The organism is Pseudarthrobacter polychromogenes (assembly GCF_014644495.1).
In the GTDB taxonomy this organism is placed as follows: Bacteria; Actinomycetota; Actinomycetes; order Actinomycetales; family Micrococcaceae; genus Arthrobacter; species Arthrobacter polychromogenes.
In genome coordinates, this window is sequence record NZ_BMKU01000010.1 from 105733 (window position 1) to 130565 (window position 24833).

Genomic DNA, 24833 nt, shown 5'->3' on the forward strand with positions numbered 1-24833 from the left:
CACTAGAGGAAGGCCGCCAACAGAGTGCGGTCAGAGGAGATGACGTGACAGTAGCACCCGCAGCGGTATCCTCGGCAAGGTTTAGCGCGCAAATCCGTTCCCAGGCACTTCAAACGCGCATTATGGAGCTCATCCTGGAGCGTGGCCTCGATGTTGGAGACGCACTTCCCACCGAGAGCGAACTCTCCGCTGAACTGGGTGTGGGCCGGAACACGGTCCGGGAGTCTCTCAAGGTGCTGCAGGCGCTCGGCGTCATAGAAATCAGGCACGGGTTCGGCATGTTCGTTGCCCCCAACAACTTCAGCGCCCTGGTGTCCGGACTGACCTTCCGTGGCAGGCTCTCGCTCAGGCACAAGGGCGAAGAAGCAATGGAGCTCATTGATGTGCGGCAGGCACTCGAATCCGGCCTCATCGGTTCAGCCATCGACCTTCTGACGGCCGACCATCTTGCGGACCTCCGGTCCACCATGCAAGCGATGCAGGATGCCGCCGCAAAGGGTGAACCCCTCGCGGAGCACGATGCCGAGTTTCACCGCCGTCTCTACGCCCCCCTGAACAACGAACTGCTCATCAACCTGATGGACGTGTTCTGGCAGGTGTACCGCCAAATCCACGAGGCTCTGGGCTCCGGGCCGGTCAACCTCGAGGAACAGGTCCAGATCCACTGGGACATCTATGAGGCCGTCGACGGACGAGACAAGGCGCTGGCCTCAGAGCGCCTCCAGCGCCACTTCGACGGCATCCGCCTGAAGCTCAAGGACGTCGCGGCCTCCTGAGGACGTCCGCCTTTCCCTGTCCGGACTTCCCTCACCGCCCGCGCTCCGGGCGGACCCACCCATGCCGTTTTTTTCGTAGAGAGTGCTTTGCCGTGGAAATTTTCGTCGTGCCCACCGCCCCAGCCACTGGCTCCGTTGCAGCCGGGATCCTTGCGGCCGTCATCCGCAGTAAGCCGAGCACCGTCCTGGGCGTGGCAACGGGAGGCTCACCCCTGCCCATCTATAAGGCGCTGGCAGGGCACCGGCTTGATATGACGCTGATCCGGGCGTTCGCCCTGGACGAATATGTGGGTCTGCCGGCAGGCCATCCGGAAAGCTACGCGGAGGTTGTCCGGCGGGAAGTGACTGAAAGGCTGCACCTTGGCCCCGCCAACGTTGCAGTTCCGGACGGGAGCGCCGCGGACCCGGAACGGGCGGCAGCTGACTATGAGGCTGCCATCGCCGGCGCCGGCGGCATTGACGTACAGATCCTCGGGATCGGCCACAACGGCCACCTGGCCTTCAATGAACCGGGCTCGGCACTGGACTCCCGGACCCGGGTTGAAATGCTCACTGAACGCACCCGGCAGGCCAACGCCCGCTACTTCACGTCGCCGTCGGACGTGCCTCTCCGCTGTATCACCCAAGGACTGGGCACCATCCTTGAAGCCCGGCATCTCCTGCTGGTGGTCAACGGCGCGGACAAGGCAGGCATCCTGGCTGACGCCCTCAACGGACCTGTGACGCCGGACTGCCCGGCATCCGTCCTTCAGCTGCACCCTCACGTGACGGTGGTGGCTGACGAAGCCGCTGCTGCACAGCTTCCCCCAGGGAGTGGACAGGTAGCCGTTCGCGTGGGCGGTGCAGCCGCGGCCTTGTAGGGCCGATGTGCAAGGAGCCGGAAGCGGCAGGTTCAGAGCCGGGCTTCGGGGCGGCGCAGAAGGCGGCCGGCCCGCAGGACCAGGACGCGCTGGAAGTCCCGGTCCACAGCAACGACGTCGGCGCGGCGGGCTGCGCGGAGACTCCCGAGTTCCCCTGCCCGGCCGATGATGGCCGCCGGAACGGCCGTAGCTGACTTAACTGAGGCGGCCGGATCCACGCCCGCTTCGATGGTCCGCCGGACAACGTCAAGGAGGGTCGCCGTGCCGCCGGCAAGGGATCCATCGCCGCTAAGCCGCGCCTCGGAATTCCTGACGGAGACGGAAGCGGGCCCCAGGCGGTAGTCACCGTCAGGCAGGCCCGTGGCCGCCATGGAATCGGTCACGAGAGCAACATTGTCCGCGCCCACCAGTTCGAAAACCATCCGAACGGTATCGGGATCCAGGTGGGCGCCGTCGGCGATGAGTTCTACGGCAACTTTGCCGGCCCCGGCCAGCCGCAGGCAAGCGGCGACAGGACCGGGGCTGCGGTGGTGCAGCGGCGGCATGCCATTGAAAAGGTGCGTCACTGTGGGACGGGATCCCGACCCCGGCCCGGAGGCAGCGAGCAATTCGGCGGACTCGGTGAGGGAAGCTGCCGTAGTCCGTGCGTCAGCATCTGTGTGGCCCAGCGACGGAACCACGCCCTGCTCCGCAAGCTTTCGGACCAGGGCATCCGCTCCGGCCAGTTCCGGGGCGTAGGTCATGGTCCGCAGGTGGCCGCCGGCGGCCTTCAACAGCTCGTCCACCAGGCTGAGGTCGGGGTCCAGGAGGAACCGCGGGTCCTGCGCGCCGCAGCGGGCGTGGGACAGGAACGGGCCCTCGGCATGGATGCCGGCGATGAGTCCCTCGTCCGCCAGCAGCCGCAGGGCCATCGTGCCTTTCAGGAGGTCCTCGCGCGAAGCTGTTACCAGGCTGGCCAGCAGGGTAGTGGTGCCGCTGCGGTGGATGAAGTCTATGGCAGTGCGGGCCGCGGCCAGGTTGCCGCTTGGGAAGTCGCCCCCGGCTGCGCCATGGCAGTGCAGGTCCACGAGGCCTGGCAGGATCATGCTTCCGTCCGGAAGTTCGAGCGGTTCAAGTTCGGGCAGGACGGAGCGGTCAAGATCCGCTAGGGGCCCCACGTAGGCAAGGAAGCCGTCAACGACGGCGACCGCAGAATTCGGCGCGGAATAGCCATCGGTAACAACGGTGCCGGTGAGCAGGTAGTTGCCTGGTTCCAGCGGGGTGGCTGGCGGCGTCATTTCAGGGCCCCGGCGAACCAGCCGGTGATGGTGGCCGGGTGCGTTATCGCTGTTCCGACCACGACGGCGAACGCGCCGGCGTCCAGGGCCTGCCGTGCCTGGGCCGGCGTATGGATGCGGCCCTCGGCGATGAGTGGCACCCCGAAGTCCGCTGCCGCGATGTCCCGAAGGAGGTCCAGGTCGGGGCCGGAGGTTTTGGGACGCTCGCCCGTGTAGCCGGACAGTGTGGTGCCCACAAGGTCTGCTCCGGCTTCGACGGCTGCCGCGGCGTCGTCGAAGGATCCACAGTCCGCCATCACCAAGGCATGGGATTCAGCGTGGATGCCGGCCACTGTCTGCGCCAGGGTGAGGCCGTCCGGCCGGCTCCGGCGGGTGCCGTCGATGGCCACCACGTGGGCGCCCGCATTGGCCACCGCCAGGGCGTGCCGAAGGGTGGGAGTGATGAAGACGCCGTCATGGCCGTCCTTCCAGAGCCCGATCACCGGGACCTCTACCGCGGCACGCGTGTGCTGCACATCTGCCAGGCCCTGGACCCGGACGGCGGCGGCGCCCCCAATAACGGCGGAGGCAGCTACCTGGCCGGTGGTGCGGGGATCCCGCATGGGCTCACCCGGATATGCCTGGCAGGATACAACCAGCTGCCCGCGGAGGGCTTCAAGGGATTGGGGGGTCAGGATCACTGGCAGGTTCCTCTGGAAGGTCGGGGCCTAAAGCTGTGGGATGCGGGCGGGTTGGGAGGTCAGCGCCGGTTGGGAGGCCGGGGCGAGGACGAGGCGGGCGGCGCCCACCATGGCTGCCGTGTTGCCGAGTTTAGCGGGCAGCACCGGGAGGCCGGACAGCGTGGGCAGGAGCTCGGCACGCAGGGCGCATTCCATGGGGCCCCACCACGCGGCACCCGCATCTGAGAGCCCGCCGGAAACAACCACGACCTCGGGGTCCAGGATGTTCGCCAGGCCGCCTACTGCCTGCCCGGCCGCGGCGGAGCCACGGCGGACGGCCTCACATGCTGTGGCGTCACCCGCGCCGGCAAGGACAAAGACAGCGCGGGCGTCCGCCACGCTGCGGGCGCCGCCCAGCCGGACGTAGGCCTCACGGATCGCGGGACCCGAGGCTATGGCCTCGACATGGCCCGAACCGCCGCAGACACAGGGGACCGGAATGCCGCCGTCGTATGCGTAGGGTGAGGCGAAGTGCCCCACGTGTCCGCCCACGAAGCGGTGCCCCAGGATCGGGTGCCCGGCAAGCACGAAGCTGCCCCCCACCCCGGTGCCGAAGGCCACCAGGAGGGAGCTCTCGCTTCCGGCGGCGGCTCCTGCCCAGGCCTCGCCCAAGGCATGTGCGTGGACGTCGTTGACTGCCCGGATTGACGACGACGGCAGGCCGAGGCGGGTTGCAAGGCCTGTGGTGAGTGCCGTCCCGGCCCAGCCGAGGATGGCATCGGTTGACGAAATCACCAGTCCCTGTGCCGCGTCGATGACCCCGGCCGAGCCGACTCCAACCCCGGCAACGTCCAGGCCTTCTGCTTCTGCCCGCGCCGTCAGGGAAGAGACCAGTGCCGCGGTGGCATCAAGGACCGTTGCCCCGCCGTCACGGTTGAGTGTGGGCACCGTCGCCGAAAACAAGACGGCCCCGTCCCCTGAAACCAGGCCGGCAGCAGTCTTGGTCCCGCCGAGGTCAACACCGATCGCGTACATCATGTTCTTCCTGAAAGTGAGCGCGGACTACACGAGGCCGTTTCGTTCCAGGATCACCTTAATGGCGGTGGTCTCGTCCTCGTTGAGGGACAGCATCGGCGCGCTCATGGTGTTGGATTCGATAATTCCCATGACCTTCAGCGCGGTCTTGAAGGCGCCGAGGCCCGCTGCGCCGCCGGATACGCGGCCGTTGGGGGTGTAGACGATCTCGAAAAGGTCTGCGAGGCGGTCCTGCTCGCGGGCCGCGCCGGCCCAGTCGCCGGCTTGTGCGGCGTCGAACAGGCGGCGGTAGCCTGCGGGGTCAACGTTGCCCAGGCCGGGCACAACGCCCTGCGCGCCGCCCAGGAGCGCACCGTCAACAACCACTTCGTGGCCGGTGAAGATGTCGAAGTCGGGGACGTCCTTGGCTGCCAGGAGCAGCTGGCGGAAGGAGACGTCGTCGCCGGAAGAGTCCTTCACGCCCGCAATTACGCCGTCGCGGCCCAGCCGGACCAGGAGGTCGGTGGGGAGCTTGTAGTGCGTGCGGACGGGGACGTCATAGGCGAAGATCGGCTTGTCGATGGCGGCATGGATGCTGCGGAAGTGGGTTTCGGTTTCCGCTGCGTTGCCGATCGCGTAGTACATGGAGGTGACCACGATGGCGTCGGCGCCGAGGTCAATGACCTTCTTTGCTTCTTCAATGACGCGGTTGGTGGTCTGCTCATTGGCGCCGACAATCAGCGGTACGGCGCCCGCATTGGCATCGGCAATGGTGCTGACCACCTGCTCGCGCTCGGCGTTGGTCATGTAGGGGACTTCCCCTGAAGAACCAAGGACGAAGAGTCCGGATACGCCGCCGTCGAGCAGGTGCTGGGTGACGTTCTTCAGCGAGGCGGTATCGAGGCTGCCGTCTGCGTGGCGGGGGGTGACGACGGGCGGGATGACGCCCTGGTACTGAGTGGACACGTGAATACTCCGATGGTTGGAAATGGTGAGGGAAACTAAATGTGGAGCAGGCTGGGGGCGGCGCCCAGCAGCTTCTTGGTGTAATCGTTGGTGGGGTTGTCGAAGACCTGGGCCGCGCTGCCTTGCTCGACGATTTTGCCGAAGTACATCACGCAGATGCGGTCCGAGACGTACCTGACGGTCTGGATGTCGTGGGAGATGAACACCATCCCCAAGTTCAGCTGTGTCTTCAGGTCCGAGAGCAGGTTCAGCACCTGGGCGCGGACGGAAACGTCCAGTGCGGACGTCGGCTCGTCCGCGACGATGATGTCCGGGTCCAGGGCCAGTGCACGGGCGATTGCCACACGTTGGCGCTGGCCGCCGGAAACCTGTGACGGCGTGACCTCCGAGGCGGACTGGGGCAGGCCCACCAGGGACAAGAGCTCCTTGACCGTCGCTGCGCGGGACGCGGCGGTGCCAATCCCGTGGATTTGTAGTGGGTCGGTAAGGATGTCCTGGACGGTCATGCGCGGGTTCAAGGCAGTGGCCGGATCCTGGAAGACTACGGACACTGAGCGGCCGAATGCCTTGCGCATGGCGGCATTCCGCTTGATGGCTGGTTTGCCGTGGAACAGGACCTGGCCCGACGTCGGGGGCTGGAGCCCCACGAGTACCGACGCGAGCGTGGATTTGCCGCAGCCGGACTCACCCACGATGCCCACGGTTTCGCCGCGGCTGATGGTGAAATCCACGCCGTCCACCGCCTTGACGATGTTGGGCCGGAAGAGTTTGCCGCCCCGCGCCTGGTGGTAGACCTTGACGTCCTTGAGTTCGATGACCGGCTTGCCGGTTGATTCACTCATTTCGCATCCTCCTTCAGGTGGCTTGCCCAGTAGTGGTCGGCATCGCCGCCGCCCGCGGCTCCAACCGGGGTCAGGACCAGCTTCTGGTCGGGATCGGCGTCGGACCGCAGGGAACGCGGCGCGAATCGGTCGCCCGGCGCGAAGTCGCGTGGTGAGGGAACGGTGCCGGGAATCTGGTGCAGGCGGACGGCGTCGGCCTCAATGGAAAGGACAGCGCCGAGCAGGCCGCGGGTGTACTCATGTTTGGGATTGCGCAGAAGCTCGGAGGCCTGGGCGGATTCCACCACCTGGCCGGCGTACATCACGGTGATCCGGTGCGCCAGGGACGCCACCAGGGCGAGGTCGTGGCTGACGAAGACCATGGCGAATCCGAGCTGCTCGCGGAGCTCGTTGAGCAGGTCGACCACCTGTTTCTGGACGGTCACATCCAGTGCGGTGGTGGGCTCATCGGCCACCACGATCTTGGGGGAGCGCGACAGTGCCATGGCGATCAGCACGCGCTGGCGCTGCCCGCCGGACAGCTCGTGCGGGTAGCTGGCCAGGGTCCGTACCGGATCGAGCTTGACCATCTCCAGCAGCTCAGCGGGGGCCTTGCGTCCGCCCCGCCTGGTCAGCTGCTCCATCTGGTCCTTGATCTTCATGGACGGGTTGAGGGAGCTCAGGGCGTCCTGGTAGACCATGGCGATCTGTTCACCACGGAGGCCTTCGTAGGCCTTGATGCTGCTGTGCTTCGTGGCCGGATCCAGGAGTTCCTTGCCGTCGAATTTGATGGACCCGGTGACCTCTGCAGTCTTGGGCAGAAGCCCCATAACCGCCAGGGAGGTGATGGATTTGCCGCAGCCGGACTCGCCCACCAGGCCCATGGTCTCGCCTTCGCGGACGGTGAAGGAGACGTTGTCCACGATGGCTGTCTGACCAAAACGCCCGGGGAAGCGGATAGACAGGTTGTTCACTTCCAGTACGTTGCGGGCGCCAGGTTCCACTTGGGGGAGCCTGTCGGTGCGCTTGGCTTCGATGGTGGCCAGCAGTTCCAGTTCCTTATCCAGCAGGAGGTGCGGGTTCAGCGCGGCCAGCTTCGGATCGGACAGGACGGCTGCCTGGTTGTAGTCCTCCTCGGTGAGGACGCCGCCGGGAGCCGCCTGGACGCCGTCGAGCTCGTGCTGTTCCACCACGGAGGACTGGGCCACGGAGGTGCCAACTTCCGTGTCCACCGCCACGGCGGCGCCAATAGCGGCAGCTGATCCGTCGTCGTCCTTTACGGCCGCCGCCTTGCGCAGCCTCGGGTTCACCATGGCGTCGGTAAGGCCCTCTGCGAGGATGTTCAGCGACAGCACCGTGAGCAGGATGGTGGCACCGGCGAAGGTTGTGGCCCACCATCCTCCGGAGAGCACCAGGTTGCGGCCGTAGGAGATCACGTTGCCCCATGATGGCGCGGGGTCCTGCACGCCGGCGCCCAGGAAGGAGAGCGACGCTTCGAGGATGATGGCATCGGCAACCATGACCGTGGCGAACACCAGTACCGGGGCAGCGGTGTTGCGGACGATGTGCTTGAGGAGGATGTAGAACCGGCCGGCACCGATCACACGCTCGGCGCGGACATAGTCCTCGCCGTACTGGGAGAGCACGTTGGCGCGGACCACGCGGGCCAGCTGCGGGGTGTAGATGATGGCGATGGCGATGATGATGGTGGGAACCGAATTGCCGAACGCGGCCAGCAGCACCGCGGCCAGGGCGATGCCGGGGAAGGCCATCAGGATGTCCATCAGGCGCATGATCAGTTCGTTCACTGCCTTGCTGGACGTCGCTGCGAAGGAACCCAGCAGCGCGCCCACCAGGATGGCCAGGGCTACGGCGCCGAGGCCGATCAGCAGCGAGGACTGTGCGCCGAACAGCAGGCGCGAGAAGATGTCCCGTCCCAGCCGGTCGGTGCCGAAGAAGTGCTCGGCGCCCGGGGGCGTGGCCGGGATGAAGGTTTCGAGCGGATCGTGCGGGGCGAGCACCGGTGCGAAGACGGCGGCCAGGACGATCATGATGAGGAAAAGGAGAGCGATGCGGGAGCCCCAGGGCAGGGCCTTGAACCGGAGGCCCGGGGCGCTCAGCCGTTCAGCGAGTTTGCTGCGCATGGGCTATACCGTCCTGATTCGGGGGTTGATGAGCAGGTAGAGGAGGTCCACCACGATGTTCACCAGAACGAAGGTGACGGAGATGGTGAGCACCACGCCCTGGACGAGGTTGACGTCCAGGTTGGTGATGCCGTTCAGGATGAGCTGGCCCATGCCGGGCAGGGCGAAGATCATTTCAATCACGACGGCGCCGCCCAGCAGGTAGCCAACCCGCAGTCCCAGCACGGTCACCGGTGTCACCAGTGCATTGCGAAGGACGTTCCTGGAGACAACCTCACGGTAGGGGACACCGTTGCCGATGGCTGTGCGGACGTAGTCCCGATCAAGTTCCTCCACCATTGAGGTTCGGACCACACGGATCAGTGAAGCTGAGACCGGGATGCCGAGGGCGAGCGCCGGGAGCGCCATGGAGTTCAGCCATCCGCCAAAACCTGATTCCGGCGTCGCAATTCCGCCCGAGGGGAACAGGGGGCTGGAGCCGAGGGCGAACCATTGGATGAGCAGGATACCCAGCCAGAACGATGGGGTGGCGATTGCGGCGATGGAGAAGACCCGGACCAGCTGGTCCGGCCACTTGTCACGGTAGAGGGCCCCGAGGATTCCGAACACCAGGGACAGGACCACCGCGATGATGACGCCCAGGAATGTCAGCTGGAGCGTGAGCGGGAACGCCGAGCCGATCATGGACGCCACGGACTTGGCGGGCGGCGTGGTGACTCCGAGGTCGAACTGCAGCAGCTTGGCGAGGAAAGCGAAGTATTGGACGACCAACGGATCGTTCAGCCCGTTCTCCTGGCGGTACTGCTGCTTTGCTTCTTCGCTGGCGCCTTCGCCCAGTGCCGAGCTTGCCTGATCGCCGGGGGCGGCCTGCAGGACGAGGAAGACCAGCAGGGTGATGCCCAGGATCATCAATGGCAATGCTGCGAGTCTGCGGCCTAGCAGACGCAATATCGTGACCAATTTATTCTCCGGTGTGTTTGGGTGCTGCAGTTCAAAAAGTTGCGAGGCCTGCCCTGCGTGCTCCCGGGGGAATCAGGGACGCAGTGCAGGCCTCGCAACGCCAGGGGGCTGCCTACGAGGTGCGTCCGACGTCGATGAACGACATGCCGGTGGTGGGCAGGGGCTGGAAGCCGTTGAGCCTCTTGTCATCCCACGCGCTGGGCAGTTGGCGGTGGAAGATCGGGTAGAGCGGAAGTTCGTCGGAGACAAGGTTAACGATGTCGCCGGTGATCTTCTTCGCGTCGTCCCCGGCGGCCTGGGAGCCTTCGTCCATGAGTTCCTGCAGCCGGGCGCGCTCAGGGGTGGTCCAGTAGGCCCGCTTGTCCATCCAGGTGGCTCCTGAGTAGAACCAGCTCAGGAGGAGGTCTGCGTCATTGCCAAAAACGGACGGGTCTCCGGGCGCTGCCACAACTGAATAGTCGCCGGTTCCAACACGGTCCGTGTACAAGGCGCCGGACTGGAGGCTCTTGACGGAGGCCTTAACCCCGGGGATCTTGTTCCAGGATTCAAGGATCAGCGGGGCGACATCCTTTACCCATGCGGTGTCCGTGGTGAGCAGTTCGAACTCCAGGCTGGTGACACCGGCTTCCTTCAGCAGCTCTTCGGCTTTGCCGGCATCGTAGCCGTAGACGTTGCTGGCCTTGACGTAGTCCGGGTGGCCTTCCTGGAAGTAGGAGCTGGCCGCTTTGGCGTTGCCGAACAGGGCCTTTTGGATGATGGCGTCCTTGTCCAGGCCGTAGTGCAGGGCCTGGCGGACGAGCTTGTTGTTGAACGGGGCCTTGTTGCAGTTGAACATGAGGAACATCAGGCCGAAGGACTGGACGGATTCAACCTTAACCTTGGACTTGAGCCCGTCGACGTCCAGGTACGGGACGTCCTCGATGGCCTGGACGCGGCCGGATTGGACAGCGGTGACACGGGCTGCGGCATCCGAGAGCAGGAGCCAGGTCATGCCCTTGGCCAGTGCGGGCTTGGGGCCGTTGTAGTCGGCGAATGCCTCGAACACGATCTTGTCGTCCTTGACGGCAGAGACCAGCTTGTAGGGGCCGGTGCCCACGGGGGCGGCGTCGAAGGCTTTGAGGTCCGTGGCCAAGGCCTTGGGGACAACCTTGACCACGGAGATGCGGGGGCCGAAGCCGGGGAAGGCGTACTTGAGGGTGAACTCGACCGTCTTGGCATCAACAGGCTTGACGTCCTGGATGAACGGGATGAACTGCGAGAAGAGGGACTTGTTGGCCGGGTCCATGACCCGGGTGAAGGAGAAGGCGACATCCTCGGTGGTGACGGGCGACCCGTCGTGGAACTTGGCGCCGTCGCGGATGGTCACCTGGTAGGTGGTGTCGTTGACCTTCTTGGGGTCCGCGGCCGCCAGGGCGTTGTAAGGCTCGCGGGTGGCCGGATGCAGTTCCACAAGGCCTTCGAAGATGTGCAGGTTGGCGGCCATGGGAGTGGCGCCGGAGGAGCTCAGGGGATCGAAACCGGTGGAGAGGGCATAGGAGATGCCCGCCTCAATCATCAGGTCCTTGTTGATAGGGGCGGCGTTCGCGGAGCCTCCGCTGGTGGTGGTGGCTGCCGGGCTGCCGCACGCAGCGACCGAGGCGGTGAAAGCCGCAGCGACGCCCATGGCGCCGGTCAGCTTGAGGAAGTTCCGGCGGCTGGCGTCATTGACCAGCGGCAGGTTCTTGGAGGAGATGTTCATGAAGGCCTCGCGATTCCAGAAGGTTTATCGGATGTAGGACGTCCGAGCTCGTGGTAAAACTGTAAGTCCGATCACAGTGCGTCGTCAAGTGCGGCGGTCCCTTCACAAACGGAGTCCAAATGTCCCTCATCGTTGGCGCCTATCCTGCGCAGCCGAAAGAACAGCAGCAGCAGTTCTTTAAAGCCTTGGGCGCCATTCCTTCAATCCGGGGACTGGAACTGCCCTACGGCCCATACGGCGGGAGTCCGTGGCCAGCGGGTGCTCCGGAGGATTGGACGGCCGTGGTAACTGCAATTCCCGGCACCATGAAGCGCTTGGGCGAAGCTTCCACTTTTGGCCTGGCCTCCAGGGACGGCGACGGGCGGCGGGCGGCGCTGGAGTTCGTTTCAGGGTTGCGGGACTATGCCTCCCGCCTTGCAGGCCAGGGGCGCAGGGTGGAGGCGGTGGAGCTGCATTCTGCCCCAACCCTGTATTCCTCGGCGCGCTTGTTTGAGGAGTCCCTCAAGGAAGTACTCGACTGGGAGTGGGGCAGTACGCGTGTGCTCGTGGAGCACTGCGATGCCCTGCGGTGGGGCAGCCTGCCTGAGAAAGGGTTCCTGCCGTTCGATGAGGAGGTCAACACCGTCGCTTCCCTCCGGGCCGAGGGGTGGGGTCAGGTGGGCATCGTGGTCAATTGGGCGCGGTCGGTTATTGAATCAGGGGACACAGGCACCGCGGTTGAGCATCTGCTGCAGGCCCGGGAAGCAGGGGTCCTCGCGGGGGTTATGTTTTCCGGGTGCTCCCCGGAGGCGACAGAGTTCGGTTACCCGTGGATTGATGCCCACCTCCCCGCTGTTGAGGTCGATGGTGCCCCGCCGAGCTCCCTGCTTAACCGCGCCGAGGTCCAGCGCTGCCTGGCCGCGGCGGGTCCGGTGGCCATGACGGGCTTCAAGATCGGGCTGTCAGAGCATGGCCTGTCGGTGCGGGACCGGGTGGGGCGCCTGCAGCAGATGTGCGATCTGATCGAAACGCGGTCCTGACCGGGAGTGGCCGACGGAAGGGGAGCCCGGCGGCCATCCGGCCGTAAGCCGGTCAAGTCCAGGGACGGTGCTCCACGCCGATTTCCCCTGTTGCAGTATCGAAATGAAAGGTCCGGGACGTCCAGTGGCGGGAACCGCCCACGACTCCCTCAACCGAGTACGCCACTTCTACCGACCCTCGCTTGACCTCGTCTTCGGTCACGGTGTGTGTAGGGGTAAAGTAGAGCGCTTCGGCCCCGGGCAGAAGATCCTCGCAGGGGAACGCTTTGGCGCCCGGGCCGTCCAGCCGCACCTCGGTCACCGGGAGAGTGCCGCCATTGCGTGCCCTGCCGGTGAAAGCCAGGATGTCACCGGCCTTGTAGCCGGGCGTGATGTGGCCGTAGTTCAGGTCCTGCGCCTCCCGGGTGCCGATGATTTGTGCTGATTCTTCGGTGTAGCCCTGACCAATCTCCTTCCAGATATGGGCGTTCCAGCCGTCTGGATTGGGCGGCATGACATGGAATTCCCCCGCGTTAAGCCAGATGGCAGGGCGTCCGGGGGTGATGGAGCGCAGTTCCATATCGAATTCCAGGCCCGGGCCGTCCCCGGAGGCAGCCTTCGGAGTGTCAGCAAGGTGTTGCGTGAGCTGCTCCGGCGGCACGGAGGCGAAAACTATTTCCCGGTAACCCTGCCGCTCATACAGGACGCCAATATTGCCGTCCGGGAGCCGGGCTGCCGTGGAATACGCGGAGCTTCCCGGGCACAGGGCCAGTTTCGCCGTCCAGGTGCGGCCGTTGTCCACTGAGAGGCTGAGTACAGTGTTTCGCCGCAGGGCTGTGTCGTGGTTGTTGGTGGCCAGCAGCCACGCATCGGTGCTGCGGTCCGCCAGGCCGGCCACACTAGGCAGGCCGTCGAAACGGGCAAGGGAACCGTTGTCGCTCGGATCTGGAAGCTCCTCAACGGGACTCAACGCACTCCAGGTGGCACCGCCGTCGTCCGATGTTGCCGCGAGGCGGTGCGGCGTGCCGCGGCTGTGGAGCAGGAGACGGCCGTCCGCCAGTGCAACCACCTTGTTTTCGTTGGGGCTAAAGCCGTGCGTATTCTCGCCAATAAGCCGGCCGAGGGTCCAGGAGTTTCCGTGGTTGTCGCTGTACGCGGAGGCGGCCATGATGGTGCCCTCGCAAAGGACAACGAACTGCTGCACCAGCCTGCCCTTAAAAGGTCCTGAATGGACCTGGATGCCCTGGCCAGCGGCAGCAAAGATCCCTGTCACCGGGCAGTCCGCGCTCCTCTTCAGTTGGCCTGTGATCCTGCGGTGCTGCCACGTCAGGCCATCGTCGTCGGAGAAGCTCAGATCGCAGTGCTGGACGTATTCATCGTCCGGGTCCTCTCCGGTGGTGGCTTCGAAGAACCCAGCACGGGTGCCGGCCGCATGGAAAAGAAAGATGCGCTGCGTATCCATGTCCACCAGCAGGCTCGGATCCCCGAAGCCCTCCAGGCCTGTCCCGGTGCGGACCACCGCCTGGCTGTCCCATGTGCGGCCACTGTCCGTGCTGCGGCGGATCAGCAGGTCAATGGGATTGGGCAGGTCATCAAGGTTCGGCCTGCCGTCGAAGGCCGCCAGCACAGTCCCGTGCGCGGTAACGGCAAGGGCTGGGATGCGGTACTGCCGGTAGCCGCCGGTCCCGCGGGCGGCGAGGACGTGCTCCACCGCCGGGGCGGCGAGGGAAAGCTTGGCAGGAGGGGAATGGATGTAGGACGTCACCTCTCAAGTCTAGCAATGTGAAGCCGACCACTATACGGTGGTAGGACGTCGTATGTAGAAGGAATATATTTGGCCTTTACCGACGGTTACCTCACCAGGCCCGCAACGCAGCGGCTCCCGAAAGGACACATAATTTGGGTTCCACCACGAGAAGAACCAGACGCGCAGCAGTGATGGGGAGGAGCGCAGGAGCAGGGGCGCTAGCCCTCGCCCTGCTGGCCGGAACCGTTCCCGCAGCCCAGGCCGCCCCCATCCCGCCGAACAGCCCCACCGCAACTCCCGGGACTTTTTCGGAAATGAACCTGGCGGCAGACCGGACCGCCAGCAACTTCTTCTATCGCATCCCGGCCATGACATATCTGGAAAACGGCGTGGTCCTGGCCTCTTGGGACGGCAGGCCCGGAAGCGCCGCCGACGCCCCAAATCCCAATTCGATCGTGCAGCGGCGCAGCACCGATGGCGGCCGCACCTGGGGCCCCGTGCAGGTCATCGCTGCTGGCCACCCCGGCAACTCCACCACCCCCAAGTACGGCTACAGCGACCCCTCCTACATTTTTGACGCTGAGACGGGCAAAGTGTTCAACTTCTTCGTCTACTCCAAGGACCAGGGCTTCTTCGGCAGCCAGTACGGAAACGACGATGCTGACCGCAGCGTCATTTCCTCCGCCGTTATCGAGTCCTCCGACGCCGGCGTGACCTGGAGCCAGCCGCGGCTGATCACCAGCGTCACCAAGCCCGGCACCAGCAAAACGAACCCCGCAGCCGGTGACGTCCGCTCAAACTTTGCCTCCTCCGGGGAAGGGATCCAGCTCAAGTACGGCCAGTACAAGGGGCGTCTGATCCAGCAGTACGCCGGTGATGTCCGCCAGGCTGACGGCACCAACAAAATCCAGGCCTACAGCGTCTACTCGGATGACCACGGCGCTTCCTGGCACAAAGGCGCCAACGTGGGTGACCGCATGGATGAGAACAAAACCGTGGAACTCTCGGACGGCCGGGTCCTCCTGAACTCCCGCGACAACGCCAACCAGGGCTACCGCAAAGTGGCGGTCTCCACCGACGGCGGCGCCACCTACGGCGCCGTAACGCAGGACACGGAACTCCCGGACCCGGCGAACAACGGGGCCATCGCCAGGATGTACCCGGCGGCGGCCCAAGGGTCCGCTGACGCCAGGAAGCTGATCTTCACCAACTCCAACTCCAAGACCGGCCGGGAGAACGTTTCGGCCCGCATTTCGTGCGACGACGGCGCCACCTGGCCAGGGGTCCGCACCATCCGCCCGGGCTTCTCCGCGTACTCCACCGTGACCCGGCTCGAAGACGGACAGTTCGGGGTCCTGTACGAGGGCAATTACACGGACAACATCACGTTCTCCAAGTTCGACGACGCATGGTTGAACTACGTCTGCGCGCCGTTGTCAGTACCGGCTGTCACCACCGCACCCGGGGCCACCCAGCAGGTCCCCGTCACCATCACCAACCAGGAAGCCACCACGCTCTCGGGCGCCAACGCCACGGTCTACACCCCCAGCGGCTGGTCCGCCTCCACGGTTCCTGTCCCCGACATCGCGCCCGGCGCCTCGGTGAGAGTCAACGTCGACCTGACCGCCTCAACCAGCGCCAGCGGCCCACAAAACCTCAACGCGGCCTTCACGACGGCGGACGGCCGGGTCTCGCAGCACACCTTCACGGCCACCGTTCCCGTGGCGCCGCAGGTGGGCCTCTCCGTCACAGGAACCGCACCCGCCAGGGACGTCATCGCCAACCCGTACCGTGAGGGCGAGGTACTGGGCTACTCCTTCAACGTCAAGAGCACGGCCAACGTCACGGCGAACTCGGTGCCCGTGTCCGGCACCTTCGACGCCGGCTTCCTGCCGCCGTCGGCTCCAAACTGCCGCTACAACAACCTTGCCGCCGGTGCCAGCTACAACTGCACCACGGCAAAGCACACGCTGACGGCCGAAGACATCGCGCGCGGCTACTTCGTCCCACAGGCGAGCTTCACCATCACAGCCAGCTCGACGCCGACGCTCACTAAGACGGTCACGTTTACCGGTGCGGCCGTTGCGTTGCGGGACGGACTGGTTGCAGCGGACATCAGCGGCGCCCGCAACGACGCCGGCCGTGACCTGGCCACCCAGCCCTACACCGCCGGGGAAGCCTTTCCCTACACATTCAATGTGACCAACACCAGCCCGCTGACCGAAAAGGTCGTTCCCACGGCCGGCAGCTTCAGCCCTTTTGTCCCCGAGGGCCCTGGCAACTGCCGCTACGGTGTGCTGCCGGCCGGCCAGAGCTACGCCTGCACCACCCCGCGGCATGAAGTCACCGCGGCAGAAGCCGAACAGGGCTTCTTTGTTCCGGCCACCACGTGGGAGGTCAGTTCTGCCGGGCAGACTGCACGGACCTACACCGTTGATGGCGGGGAAGTGGACCTCAAGGTCCGTGATCCACGGCTTGAGGGCACCGTAGCAACGGAGTGGAAAGACACCGACGGGGACCGGTATGCCTCCGCAGGCGACACCGTCACCTACACCTACACCCTGGGCAACGCCGGCAATGTCTCCCTGACGGAACTCAGCGCACCCGATGCTTCCATCCAGGAACAGGCCCTTGGGGTGGGCGGCACCGTAACGGCAACCCGCGACTACGTCCTGACCGCCGGCGACATCGCCGCCGGACGGCTGGAGGCTGTGGAGCTCAAGGCAACCGCCGCCAACGGTACACAGCAGATCTCCGCAACACTGGCCGGCGGCGAAACCGTCCTGGACCTGCAACCGGCGCGCCCGGACACCGTTCCCGCGCTGACCGTCCAGGACCTCGAGGAACAGCTTCCGCCGTTCGATCTGGGCACGGCGGATAAGTACCGCAACGGCCAGAAAGTGGTCCTCAACGGCCTCGAATACGGCCAGTGGTACTACGTCTACCTCAACAAACACAGTCACCGCATCGGGTGGATCTTTCCCACCACGGACAACACGGTTGAATTCATCCTGCCGGCAGACGTCCAGAACGGGCGCGACGATGTAGTGGTCCTCGACCAGGACGGTCAGCAGATCTCCTTTGACAGGCTGCAGGTGACACCCAAGGGATAAGCGGAAAGCATGGGCCGGCAAACCTGCCGGTATTTTGTTCATGGCTCCGGCGGAAATCCCGCCGGGGCCATCCGTGCTTTCAGGCGCTGGTCAGCACCGGGGCGGCGAGGGCCCCGTCCCGCATGGTGGCCACGGCATCGGTCAGCGGAACAAACTCCGTGTCATGCGTGACCAGCACCGTGCCCACGTTGAACTCGGAGGTCACCTGGCACAGCAGCCGGATGATCGAAGCGCTGCGCTCGTGGTCCAGTGCCGCCGTCGGCTCGTCCACGAGCAAAACTTTCGGGTTCCCCATCAGGGCCCTGGCGATGTTGACCCGCTGCCGCTGCCCGCCGGAGAGCTGGTGGGGGCGCTTCCCGGCGCTCGCGGACAGGCCGACGACGTCAAGGAGTCCGGCGGCCTTCTTCCGGGCGGCTTTTACGGGCTTTCCGCGGAGGTGGTCGCCGATGATGAGCTGTTCGGCAGCCGTGAGCGACGGCAGCAGGTTGGGCTGCTGGAAGATGATGCCCACCTTGCTGCGGCGCAGCGCCGTGAGCGCCTTGTCCGGAAGGCCGGTTGTGTCGGTGCCGTCGATGATCACCTGCCCGCTGGTGGGGCGGACCAGGGTGGCGGCTGCGGCAAGAAGGCTCGATTTCCCGGAGCCGGACGGTCCGACGAGCGACACCACGCGCCCGGCGGGGACTGCCAGGCTGACGCGGTCCAGCGCGGTGGTGGTGCCGCCGCCGTCGGGGTATTCGAGGGTGACATTGTGCAGTTCCAGCGGAGCAGGGGTGGAGTAGCCAGACATCGGGTTCCCTTTCACAGGATTGGAGTTTTTGTCCAGATATGCAGGGTTTAGGGCACCTTAGGCCTGCATATCTGGACAAAAACTCGGGGAGGGGGTTGGGGTTTCAGTTCCCGCCGAGGGCCAGCAGGGCATCGACTTTGGTGACGCGGCGGACAGCCAGTGCTGCCCCGGCCAGCCCCAGGGCAACAATCCCGACGACGGGAAGCAGCGTGGTGGCAGGGCTGAGGAGGAAGGGGGCTGCCTGGGCGGCAAGCAGCCCGGCCGCGACGCCGATGATCCCGCCCAGGCCGGCGCCTGCTACCAGGACGATCGCCGCCTGCGTGATGGCATCGCGCAGGATGTACGCCCCTGGCGCTCCCATGGCTTTCAGGACGGCGATGTCGCGGGTCCGCTGGATGGTCCACACGGTCAGGAACGCCACAATCACCAGGGATGAGATGCCGTAGAGGAAGGCCTGCATGAGGGTCAGCGAGCCGTTCTCGCTCTTGAACGAGCCCAGCGCCTGGAAGGACTCCGTCCGCGAGGCACTCACCGTATTCGCCGCGGCATCCGCGGCAGCCTCATCCACTTCCGCGCCGTCCTGGTACGTGACGGCAACAACCGTGGCCAGCTGGCCGCCGTCGGACACGTGGGCCAGCCCGGACCAGGCCGGAAGCGCCGTCCACACAACGCTCGTATGCGCGTACCACTGGTCATCAACAACCGCGGCCACGGCAAGTTCCATCCCACTGATGCTCAGGGCGTCCCCCTGCTCCAGGGACAGGGCTTCGGCCACGGAAGCGCCCACCACAGCGGTGCCGGCGGCTACGTCCACAGGCGCCAGCCCGCTGCCGGGTGCCACCCCGAACACGGCCACATTGGTGGTGCCCGAGCCGGCGCCCGCACCCTGGGCCCGGGTTTGGGTGATCCCCACCGGCTCGGCAGCGCGGACACCCGGACGGTTCCGCCAGCTCTCCGCCTGGGCTGAAGTCACGGAGCTTTCCGTGTAGGAGGCCTTGGGCGTGCCGGAGCCGGGGGCGCCGAACACCACGGTGTCCACGGGCGCAGCGGCGGCAGCCCCCAGCTTGCCGATCGCGGAGGTTGACTGTTCGGCCAGCCCGGCGGTCAGGCCGGACAGCATGACCAGGAGCAGGGTAATCAGGGCCACCACCCCGCCCATCATGGCGAACCGGCCCTTGGCGAAACGGATGTCGCGGATTGCCAGAAACACGTTGTTCTTCTCTCGGTTGGTTCCAGTGGATAAAGGTCTCCATCCACTGTCCCGTCCGTCCGCCCGCGGTCCATCGGGCGGGCAGTTGATCCGCCAAGGATGAAAGGTGGAACCCAAGGTCAACCTTTTGATTGACCCTCCGTTGGCCGGGCGCGCATAAGCTGGTGGCATGTCCGCCACCCCTGCCCTGCACTCTTCCGGCGGGCCCGGGGGACCCGCCGCCGGCAATGGCTCCTCCGGCGCCCACGCGCCCAAGGACCCCCTGAGCGCAGTGGAATCGGCGTCCTCGGAAGCGATCCTGCGGGTGCTGAGGGTGACGCTCCACACCGGGTTTGCAGCCCTGCTGGTGGTGGGCGTGGTCAGGCTGCTGGCACCCGGCTCCCGCGGCTCATTCCCGTTACTCTGGGCTGGCCTGGCACTTGTCCTGGCGGCGGTGTACCTCACCGGGACCGTCCTGGAACACCGGCATGCCGCGGGCCGGATCCGGCTCAATCCCCGCCGCTACGGCCTCCAGTGGCTGGCGGCAGTGACAGCGCTGTGGGTCCTCCTGCTGGTGGGGAGCGCCGACTTTGCCTGGCTGGCGTTCCCCCTGTTCTTCCTGCACCTGCACCTGCTGCCGCGGCGTGCCGCGCTGCTGACCATCGCACTGATGACAGCCGCGGTCATCGCCTCCCAATGGTCCGCCAGCGGTGACCCGGTCCCGCACGCGGCGGCCGTCGTCGGCCCACTGTTTGGCGCCGCTTTCGCCGTCATCACCGGCCTTGCGTACGTTGCGCTGTACCGGGAGGCGGAGAACCAGCGGCGGGCCGCGGATGAACTGCGCCGCACCCGCCAGGAACTGGCGGCGTCCCAGCACGAGGCCGGAGTGCTGGCGGAACGGGAGCGGCTGGCCCGCGAAATCCACGACACCCTGGCGCAGGGCCTCTCCAGCATCGTGTTGCTTGCACGGGCTGCTGAGCAGTCGCTGGCCCACGGGGATCCGGTAACCGCAGCGTCGCGGGTGGCCCTGATGCAGCAGACGGCCGCAGGCAACCTGGCCGAAGCCCGAAGCTTTGTCCGCGGCCTGTCCTCCCCTCAGCTGCACGACACCACGCTGGTGGAGGCCCTGCGCCGGCTGTGTGAAGAGACCGGGCAGAGCGCCGCGGCGGGGGGAGCGGCGCTCCGCTGCCGGCTGGAGGTGGACGGGGAGCCGGCCGAACTGCCGCAAACGCACCAGGTGGCGCTGCTCCGCGCGGCCCAGGCGAGCCTCGCCAACGTCCGCGACCATGCCAACGCGGGCAACGCCGTGGTCACGCTCACCTTCCTTGGCACGGAAGTCACCATGGACCTTTACGACGACGGCGTGGGCTTTGACCCTGACCTCGCCGGCGGGGCAGGGGCTGCTGGGGCAAGGGCCGCGGGGGCAGGAACTGCCGGGCCAGGGACCGCCGGGACAGGAACAGCCAGGAAGGGGCACGACGGCGGCGCGGACGGCAGCGGATTCGGCCTCCGTTCGCTGCGGGAAAGGGTAGAAGCCCTCAATGGTTCCCTGGAGTTGGAGACCTCCCCGGGCGAGGGAACAGTGGTGGCCATCCGCCTGCCGCTCGATCATGCCGGGGGAGACATCTGTGGCTGACGTGCGCGTCCTGCTGGTGGATGACCATCCTGTGGTCCGCGCCGGGCTGAGGGCCATGCTCACCGAGTTCGAGGGCATCTCCATCGCCGCGGAGGCTGCGGACGGGAAAGCCGCCCTGAAGGAACTCTCGCGCCTGTCGGTCCTGGGCGAGGGCGTGGACGTGGTGCTGATGGACCTGCAGATGGGTGCGGGCATGGACGGAGTGGCGGCCACTGCCGCGATCCGGAAGCTGGCTGCGCCCCCGCCCGTCCTCATCCTGACCACCTACGACACCGACTCCGACATCCTCTCTGCCGTGGAGGCCGGTGCCAGCGGCTACATGCTCAAGGACGCCCCGCCGGAGCAGATCCGGCAGGCCGTGTTCGCTGCGGCCGCGGGGGAGACCGTCCTGGCACCGCGGGCCGCCGCCCTGCTGATGAACCGCATCACCAACCCGGGCACCTCACTCACTCCGCGGGAGGTCCAACTGCTGGAGCTGCTGGCCACCGGGCTGTCCAACCGCGCCATCGCCAAACAGGTGTTCATCTCGGAGGCCACGGTCAAGACGCACCTGGTCCACATCTACGGGAAGCTTGGCGTGGACAACAGGACGGCTGCCATCGCGGCCGCCACCCGGCGCCGGATCATCCGTCCACCCGGGCAGGCAGGCTGAGCGGCCCTCAGGGCACGGGAAGGAAGACCCTACTCCTGCCGGTTCCCGGAGGCCTAGACTTCGGGCCATGGAGAACTCACCGTCGGGACCGAAAACTGAAATCCTTCCGGAAGAGGAGTGCTGGAAATACCTGCGTTCCTCCTATATCGGCAGGCTGGCAGTCATTAACGGAACCACCCCGGAAATCTTCCCCGTGAACTTTGTGCCCGCTGAAGGGGCCCTGTTCTTCAGGACCGCCCCCGGCACCAAGCTGTACTCCCTGCTTGCAGGAACCCTTGTGGCGCTGGAAGCAGACGGGCTGAACGCGTACAGCACGGAAGTCTGGAGCGTGGTGGTCAAAGGGATACCCGAGCCCGTGGCAGACGGCAATGTGCCCCTGGAACTGTCCGATCCGGACCGTGAACCGTGGGAGTCCGGCCTCAAGGAGCACCTCATCCGGATCAATCCCACGGAAGTCACGGGCCGCAGGTTCCAGGTGCAGGCGCGGACCCGGTGGTGGCCGCCGCAGGATTTCTCCGCTGACTGGATCTAGGAACCCTGGATCTAGGAACCCTGGATCTAGGGAACTGGATCCAGGGAGCCTGGTCGGGAGGCCCTGATTCAGGGACTTTGCTCCAGGGACCTTGGTCTAGAGACCCTGGCGGGAAAGGTCCTCCGCCACCAGCCGCGCCAATTCGGAGGCGCCGGCCCGGTTGGGGTGCAGCGTGTCGCCGGTCATGAACAGGGCCAGGGTGGCTTCCGGGCCAATCTCCGTGAAGTAGGCGGACGCCAGGACGTTCAGGTCAACCAGGTGCACGCCTTCCTCCTCCGCCAGGGCAACCGTTGAGTTGCGGTACCAGCGGTTGACCGAGGAGTGCACACCGTCCACGAAGTCCATGGCGCGGCCCTGCGGGGTGACCAGCACCGGCGTCGCACCGGTGGCAGCCACCTGGCGGACCATGTCACGCATGATCTCCTTGAACTCCGCCTCGGTGGTGGCGTTCTTGGCTGCCGTGTCGTTGATGCCCATTTCCAGCAGGAACAGGTCGCCCGGCTTGATGTACTGGAGGATGGCTTCGAGCTGCCCGTCATTGCGGAAGCCGCGGGCAATCTGTCCGCCGGTGGCCATGTTCCGGATGTCGAACGCGGCCGGGTCAACGTACTGGGGGAGCATCTGGCCCCAGCCTCCCTGGATGCTGTTTTCCAGGGGGTAGTAGCTGGCCACGGTGGAGTCGCCGCCCACCCAGATGGTGGGGTCCATCTCCGGGTGGCGTGAGACCTTGTCGATCTCCAGCGAGCTCAGGGTAAAGGCCGTGCCAACCTTGCCCTCCGTAACCAGGAGGTTCAGCTGGCCGTCAGTAACAGGAATCTCAAAGGAGGCCGTGGCGCCGTTTCCGGTCAGGTTCATTTCCTGGAACACGCCTTCGGCCGCGATGCTGGCCCGGGAGGTGTCGCCCAGGGTGACGGTGACCTTGTAGAGGCCTTCCTTCAGGTCCACGTTGAACGTGTTGGCGCTCTTGGTCCCGAACTGGAGGAAACGTACGGCATCGCTTCCGGCTCCGGTGCCCTTGGCGGAAACGTTGGCCATGTGCTCCGGGGTGTTGAAGCCATAGCGGGTTTCGGGGCTGTAGGCGTCTGTGGCGCCGACTCCTGTGTAACCGTGCTCCACGGGCCCGTTCCCGAAGTCGAAGCGGTAGTTGCTGGGTTCAGCGTAGGCAGCCGGCGCGGTAACGGCCACGCCGGCCCCACCCAGCAGGGCTGCTGCGGCGAGGCCGGCGGCCAAGGATTTCCTGGCCGACCCGCCATGGATGGATGAAGAGCCTGGCTTGTTCGATGTTCGGGCATCAGCGGTCACTGTCATCTCCTTTGATGAGGGACAAGGGTTTGTATCGTTTCAGCACGGGCGTTACACAAGTTGTAACAGCGCTCGCTGTGAGCAGTCAAGAGTTTTTGTGCGTTTTTTGTGCGCTTCTGCTTCTTCTTGTGAACCCCCAGGCGGGGCGCTTGCTGGAAGCAGGGGCGCCACTGCCTGCCCTCAACCTCAGCGCTACCGCATCCTGAGGTTGAGGTGCGTGCGGTCATCTTGATTGAAGCTTGCAGTTTTGTTGCCACTTCTGTGCAAGCGATTTGAGTTGTCGTTGAAACACTCAAAGCCAATAGAACTTCAAATGGTTTCAGCGGGGAAAAATGTGCGCGGCGTCGCAATTACAGGCATCATTCATGCTTGAGCTTTTGGCAGGGGAAACCCTGTGATCACGGTCATCATCCCGGCCCACAACGAGGCTGCGGGAATCGGCGAAACCCTCTTGTCACTGCAAAACCAGACCATTATCCCGGACCGGATAATTGTGGTCGCAGATAATTGCACGGACAAAACCGAAGCTATTTCCCTGGCGGCGGGCGCCGAGGTGGTGTCAACGGTGGGCAACACTGACAAGAAGGCCGGCGCCCTCAACTTCGTGCTCGCTGGCCTGCTGCCGGAGGCTGCGCCCGAGGACATGATCCTGGTGCAGGATGCCGATTCGCAGCTGTCACGGGACTTCATTGAACGCTCGGTGGGGCACCTTCAGGCTGATTCACGGCTTGGTGCCGTGGGCGGTGTATTCCGGGGCGGTGAGGGCGGCGGATTCGTTGGCCACCTGCAGAGGAACGAATACGCCCGGTACGCCAGGGACGTCCGGCGGCTGCACGGCAAATGCCTGGTAGTCACCGGCACCGCAGCCCTGTTCCGGGTCCGGACGCTCCGCGACGTGTCCGCGGCCAGACTGGACGGCACGCTCCCTCCCGGCAACGGCAGGGGCGGCGTCTACGACACCTCGGTCCTGACAGAGGACAACGAACTGTCCTTCGCCCTCCTGACGCTGAAGTACCGGATCAAATCCCCCGCCGATTGCACCCTGGTCACAGAGGTCATGCCCACCTGGCGGGAACTCTGGGCCCAGCGCCTGCGGTGGAAGCGCGGCGCGGTGGAGAACTGCGTCCAGTACGGCTGGACACGGGTCACCAGGCCCTATTGGGGGAGGCAGGTTCTTTCGGTGGCAGGTGTCCTGGTGACGCTTGGCTACCTCAGCACGGTAGCGGTTGCACTGGGCACGGGGGCAGGGCTGCACATCCAGCCGTTCTGGCTTGCCGTGACCGGTGTCTTCGTGATCGAACGGGTGGTGACGGTGCGGCTCCGGGGATGGAGATACATGCTCGCGGCCGCCACCATGTACGAGCTGGTGATCGACCTTTTCCTGCAGCTGGTTCACGCGAAGGCGTACACAGACGCAGCCTTTAACAGAAAGAAAGCCTGGTAAGAACCATGTATAACAATCCAGCAGTTCCCGCAGCAGCCGGAGCCGGTTCCGGAACCCTCGCCATGACCGGCGCGGGTGACGTGTTCTGGTTCGCCCTCGCAGCCTTTGCGCTCCTGGCGCTGGGCCTGGCCATCAAGAGGATCATCCCCGTCCGCGGCACCAAGGCCTAAACTCCACGCTGTTCCCGGGGCCCAGCCCAAGGGAAAACGCAGGGCGTC

Annotated in this window: 21 protein-coding genes; 9 read left to right on the forward strand and 12 right to left on the reverse strand. The window is 65.7% G+C overall.

What is annotated here, in order from left to right:
- The first annotated feature begins 44 nt into the window (after positions 1–44).
- Together IEX43_RS15425 and IEX43_RS15430 are read left to right on the forward strand one after the other, a co-directional pair.
- Complete coding sequence (locus IEX43_RS15425) at positions 45–776, forward strand: FadR/GntR family transcriptional regulator (RefSeq protein WP_188812351.1); 732 nt, start codon at positions 45–47, stop codon at positions 774–776.
- Positions 777–868: 92 nt separating this feature from the next.
- A complete protein-coding gene (locus IEX43_RS15430) occupies positions 869–1636 on the forward strand; it encodes a glucosamine-6-phosphate deaminase (RefSeq protein ID WP_188812353.1) in 768 nt (255 codons plus the stop codon).
- Between the two features lie 32 nt (positions 1637–1668).
- Here IEX43_RS15430 and IEX43_RS15435 read toward each other — a convergent pair whose 3' ends face one another.
- From IEX43_RS15435 to IEX43_RS15470, 8 genes are all read right to left on the reverse strand, one after another.
- A complete protein-coding gene (locus tag IEX43_RS15435) occupies positions 1669–2913 on the reverse strand; it encodes an N-acetylglucosamine-6-phosphate deacetylase (protein WP_188812355.1) in 1245 nt (414 codons plus the stop codon).
- Complete coding sequence (locus IEX43_RS15440; RefSeq protein ID WP_188812357.1) at positions 2910–3593, reverse strand: N-acetylmannosamine-6-phosphate 2-epimerase; 684 nt, start codon at positions 3591–3593, stop codon at positions 2910–2912. Before IEX43_RS15440 ends, IEX43_RS15435 begins: the two co-directional genes overlap by 4 nt.
- A 27-nt stretch (positions 3594–3620) precedes the next feature.
- On the reverse strand, positions 3621–4610 hold the full coding sequence (locus IEX43_RS15445) for an ROK family protein (protein WP_188812359.1): 990 nt from the start codon (positions 4608–4610) through the stop codon (positions 3621–3623).
- 24 nt (positions 4611–4634) lie between these two features.
- Positions 4635–5552: a dihydrodipicolinate synthase family protein gene (locus IEX43_RS15450; protein WP_188812361.1), complete on the reverse strand. Its 918-nt coding sequence runs from the start codon at positions 5550–5552 to the stop codon at positions 4635–4637.
- A 35-nt stretch (positions 5553–5587) separates the two neighbouring features.
- The gene (locus IEX43_RS15455; protein WP_188812363.1) at positions 5588–6394 is read right to left on the reverse strand and encodes an ATP-binding cassette domain-containing protein; all 807 of its coding nucleotides are present in this window, start codon (positions 6392–6394) and stop codon (positions 5588–5590) included.
- A complete protein-coding gene (locus IEX43_RS15460; RefSeq protein WP_188812365.1) occupies positions 6391–8517 on the reverse strand; it encodes a dipeptide/oligopeptide/nickel ABC transporter permease/ATP-binding protein in 2127 nt (708 codons plus the stop codon). Before IEX43_RS15460 ends, IEX43_RS15455 begins: the two co-directional genes overlap by 4 nt.
- A gap of 3 nt (positions 8518–8520) precedes the next feature.
- Positions 8521–9477, reverse strand: coding sequence for an ABC transporter permease (locus IEX43_RS15465; protein ID WP_174175051.1), 957 nt, complete (start codon positions 9475–9477; stop codon positions 8521–8523).
- Between the two features lie 112 nt (positions 9478–9589).
- Positions 9590–11215 carry an ABC transporter substrate-binding protein gene (locus IEX43_RS15470; RefSeq protein ID WP_188812367.1) on the reverse strand — a complete coding sequence of 542 codons (1626 nt, stop codon included), beginning with the start codon at positions 11213–11215 and terminating at the stop codon, positions 9590–9592.
- 119 nt (positions 11216–11334) lie between these two features.
- On the opposite strand from IEX43_RS15470, the gene IEX43_RS15475 reads away from it, so the two are divergent.
- A complete protein-coding gene (locus IEX43_RS15475) occupies positions 11335–12234 on the forward strand; it encodes a DUF4862 family protein (RefSeq protein WP_188812369.1) in 900 nt (299 codons plus the stop codon).
- Positions 12235–12286: 52 nt separating this feature from the next.
- Here the strand turns inward: IEX43_RS15475 and IEX43_RS15480 are convergent, their stop codons facing one another.
- Positions 12287–13978, reverse strand: coding sequence for a sialidase family protein (locus tag IEX43_RS15480; RefSeq protein ID WP_188812371.1), 1692 nt, complete (start codon positions 13976–13978; stop codon positions 12287–12289).
- 173 nt (positions 13979–14151) lie between these two features.
- On the opposite strand from IEX43_RS15480, the gene IEX43_RS15485 reads away from it, so the two are divergent.
- Positions 14152–17073 (forward strand): exo-alpha-sialidase, encoded by a 2922-nt coding sequence (locus tag IEX43_RS15485; RefSeq protein WP_188812373.1) that lies wholly within the window; start codon positions 14152–14154, stop codon positions 17071–17073.
- A gap of 79 nt (positions 17074–17152) precedes the next feature.
- Here IEX43_RS15485 and IEX43_RS15490 read toward each other — a convergent pair whose 3' ends face one another.
- Positions 17153–17860, reverse strand: coding sequence for an ABC transporter ATP-binding protein (locus IEX43_RS15490; protein WP_188812375.1), 708 nt, complete (start codon positions 17858–17860; stop codon positions 17153–17155).
- Between the two features lie 103 nt (positions 17861–17963).
- On the reverse strand, positions 17964–19070 hold the full coding sequence (locus IEX43_RS15495; RefSeq protein WP_188812377.1) for an FtsX-like permease family protein: 1107 nt from the start codon (positions 19068–19070) through the stop codon (positions 17964–17966).
- A gap of 169 nt (positions 19071–19239) precedes the next feature.
- On the opposite strand from IEX43_RS15495, the gene IEX43_RS15500 reads away from it, so the two are divergent.
- The 3 genes from IEX43_RS15500 to IEX43_RS15510 all read left to right on the forward strand — a co-directional run bounded on the left by IEX43_RS15500 (position 19240) and on the right by IEX43_RS15510 (position 21869).
- A complete protein-coding gene (locus tag IEX43_RS15500) occupies positions 19240–20685 on the forward strand; it encodes a sensor histidine kinase (RefSeq protein ID WP_188812379.1) in 1446 nt (481 codons plus the stop codon).
- On the forward strand, positions 20678–21337 hold the full coding sequence (locus IEX43_RS15505; protein WP_308422245.1) for a response regulator: 660 nt from the start codon (positions 20678–20680) through the stop codon (positions 21335–21337). The genes IEX43_RS15500 and IEX43_RS15505 overlap by 8 nt, the downstream gene beginning before the upstream one ends.
- Positions 21338–21404: 67 nt before the next feature.
- Positions 21405–21869 carry a pyridoxamine 5'-phosphate oxidase family protein gene (locus IEX43_RS15510; protein ID WP_188812382.1) on the forward strand — a complete coding sequence of 155 codons (465 nt, stop codon included), beginning with the start codon at positions 21405–21407 and terminating at the stop codon, positions 21867–21869.
- 96 nt (positions 21870–21965) lie between these two features.
- On the opposite strand, the gene IEX43_RS15515 is transcribed toward IEX43_RS15510, so the two are convergent.
- Complete coding sequence (locus IEX43_RS15515; RefSeq protein WP_188812384.1) at positions 21966–23177, reverse strand: rhamnogalacturonan acetylesterase; 1212 nt, start codon at positions 23175–23177, stop codon at positions 21966–21968.
- Positions 23178–23565: 388 nt separating this feature from the next.
- Here IEX43_RS15515 and IEX43_RS15520 point away from each other — a divergent pair, with 388 nt between their 5' ends.
- Both IEX43_RS15520 and IEX43_RS15525 read left to right on the forward strand, forming a co-directional pair.
- The gene (locus IEX43_RS15520; RefSeq protein ID WP_188812386.1) at positions 23566–24615 is read left to right on the forward strand and encodes a glycosyltransferase family 2 protein; all 1050 of its coding nucleotides are present in this window, start codon (positions 23566–23568) and stop codon (positions 24613–24615) included.
- Between the two features lie 5 nt (positions 24616–24620).
- Positions 24621–24785, forward strand: coding sequence for a hypothetical protein (locus IEX43_RS15525; RefSeq protein ID WP_172801463.1), 165 nt, complete (start codon positions 24621–24623; stop codon positions 24783–24785).
- The last annotated feature ends 48 nt before the right edge of the window (positions 24786–24833 follow it).

Coding starts and splice junctions, on each gene's coding strand:
- IEX43_RS15435 (WP_188812355.1), bottom strand. CDS start 2,913: ATGACGCCGCCAGCCACCCCGCTGGAACCAGGCAACTACCTGCTCACC.
- IEX43_RS15445 (WP_188812359.1), bottom strand. CDS start 4,610: ATGATGTACGCGATCGGTGTTGACCTCGGCGGGACCAAGACTGCTGCC.
- IEX43_RS15455 (WP_188812363.1), bottom strand. CDS start 6,394: ATGAGTGAATCAACCGGCAAGCCGGTCATCGAACTCAAGGACGTCAAG.
- IEX43_RS15460 (WP_188812365.1), bottom strand. CDS start 8,517: ATGCGCAGCAAACTCGCTGAACGGCTGAGCGCCCCGGGCCTCCGGTTC.
- IEX43_RS15470 (WP_188812367.1), bottom strand. CDS start 11,215: ATGAACATCTCCTCCAAGAACCTGCCGCTGGTCAATGACGCCAGCCGC.
- IEX43_RS15475 (WP_188812369.1), top strand. CDS start 11,335: ATGTCCCTCATCGTTGGCGCCTATCCTGCGCAGCCGAAAGAACAGCAG.
- IEX43_RS15485 (WP_188812373.1), top strand. CDS start 14,152: ATGGGGAGGAGCGCAGGAGCAGGGGCGCTAGCCCTCGCCCTGCTGGCC.
- IEX43_RS15490 (WP_188812375.1), bottom strand. CDS start 17,860: ATGTCTGGCTACTCCACCCCTGCTCCGCTGGAACTGCACAATGTCACC.
- IEX43_RS15500 (WP_188812379.1), top strand. CDS start 19,240: ATGTCCGCCACCCCTGCCCTGCACTCTTCCGGCGGGCCCGGGGGACCC.
- IEX43_RS15510 (WP_188812382.1), top strand. CDS start 21,405: ATGGAGAACTCACCGTCGGGACCGAAAACTGAAATCCTTCCGGAAGAG.
- IEX43_RS15515 (WP_188812384.1), bottom strand. CDS start 23,177: ATGACAGTGACCGCTGATGCCCGAACATCGAACAAGCCAGGCTCTTCA.
- IEX43_RS15525 (WP_172801463.1), top strand. CDS start 24,621: ATGTATAACAATCCAGCAGTTCCCGCAGCAGCCGGAGCCGGTTCCGGA.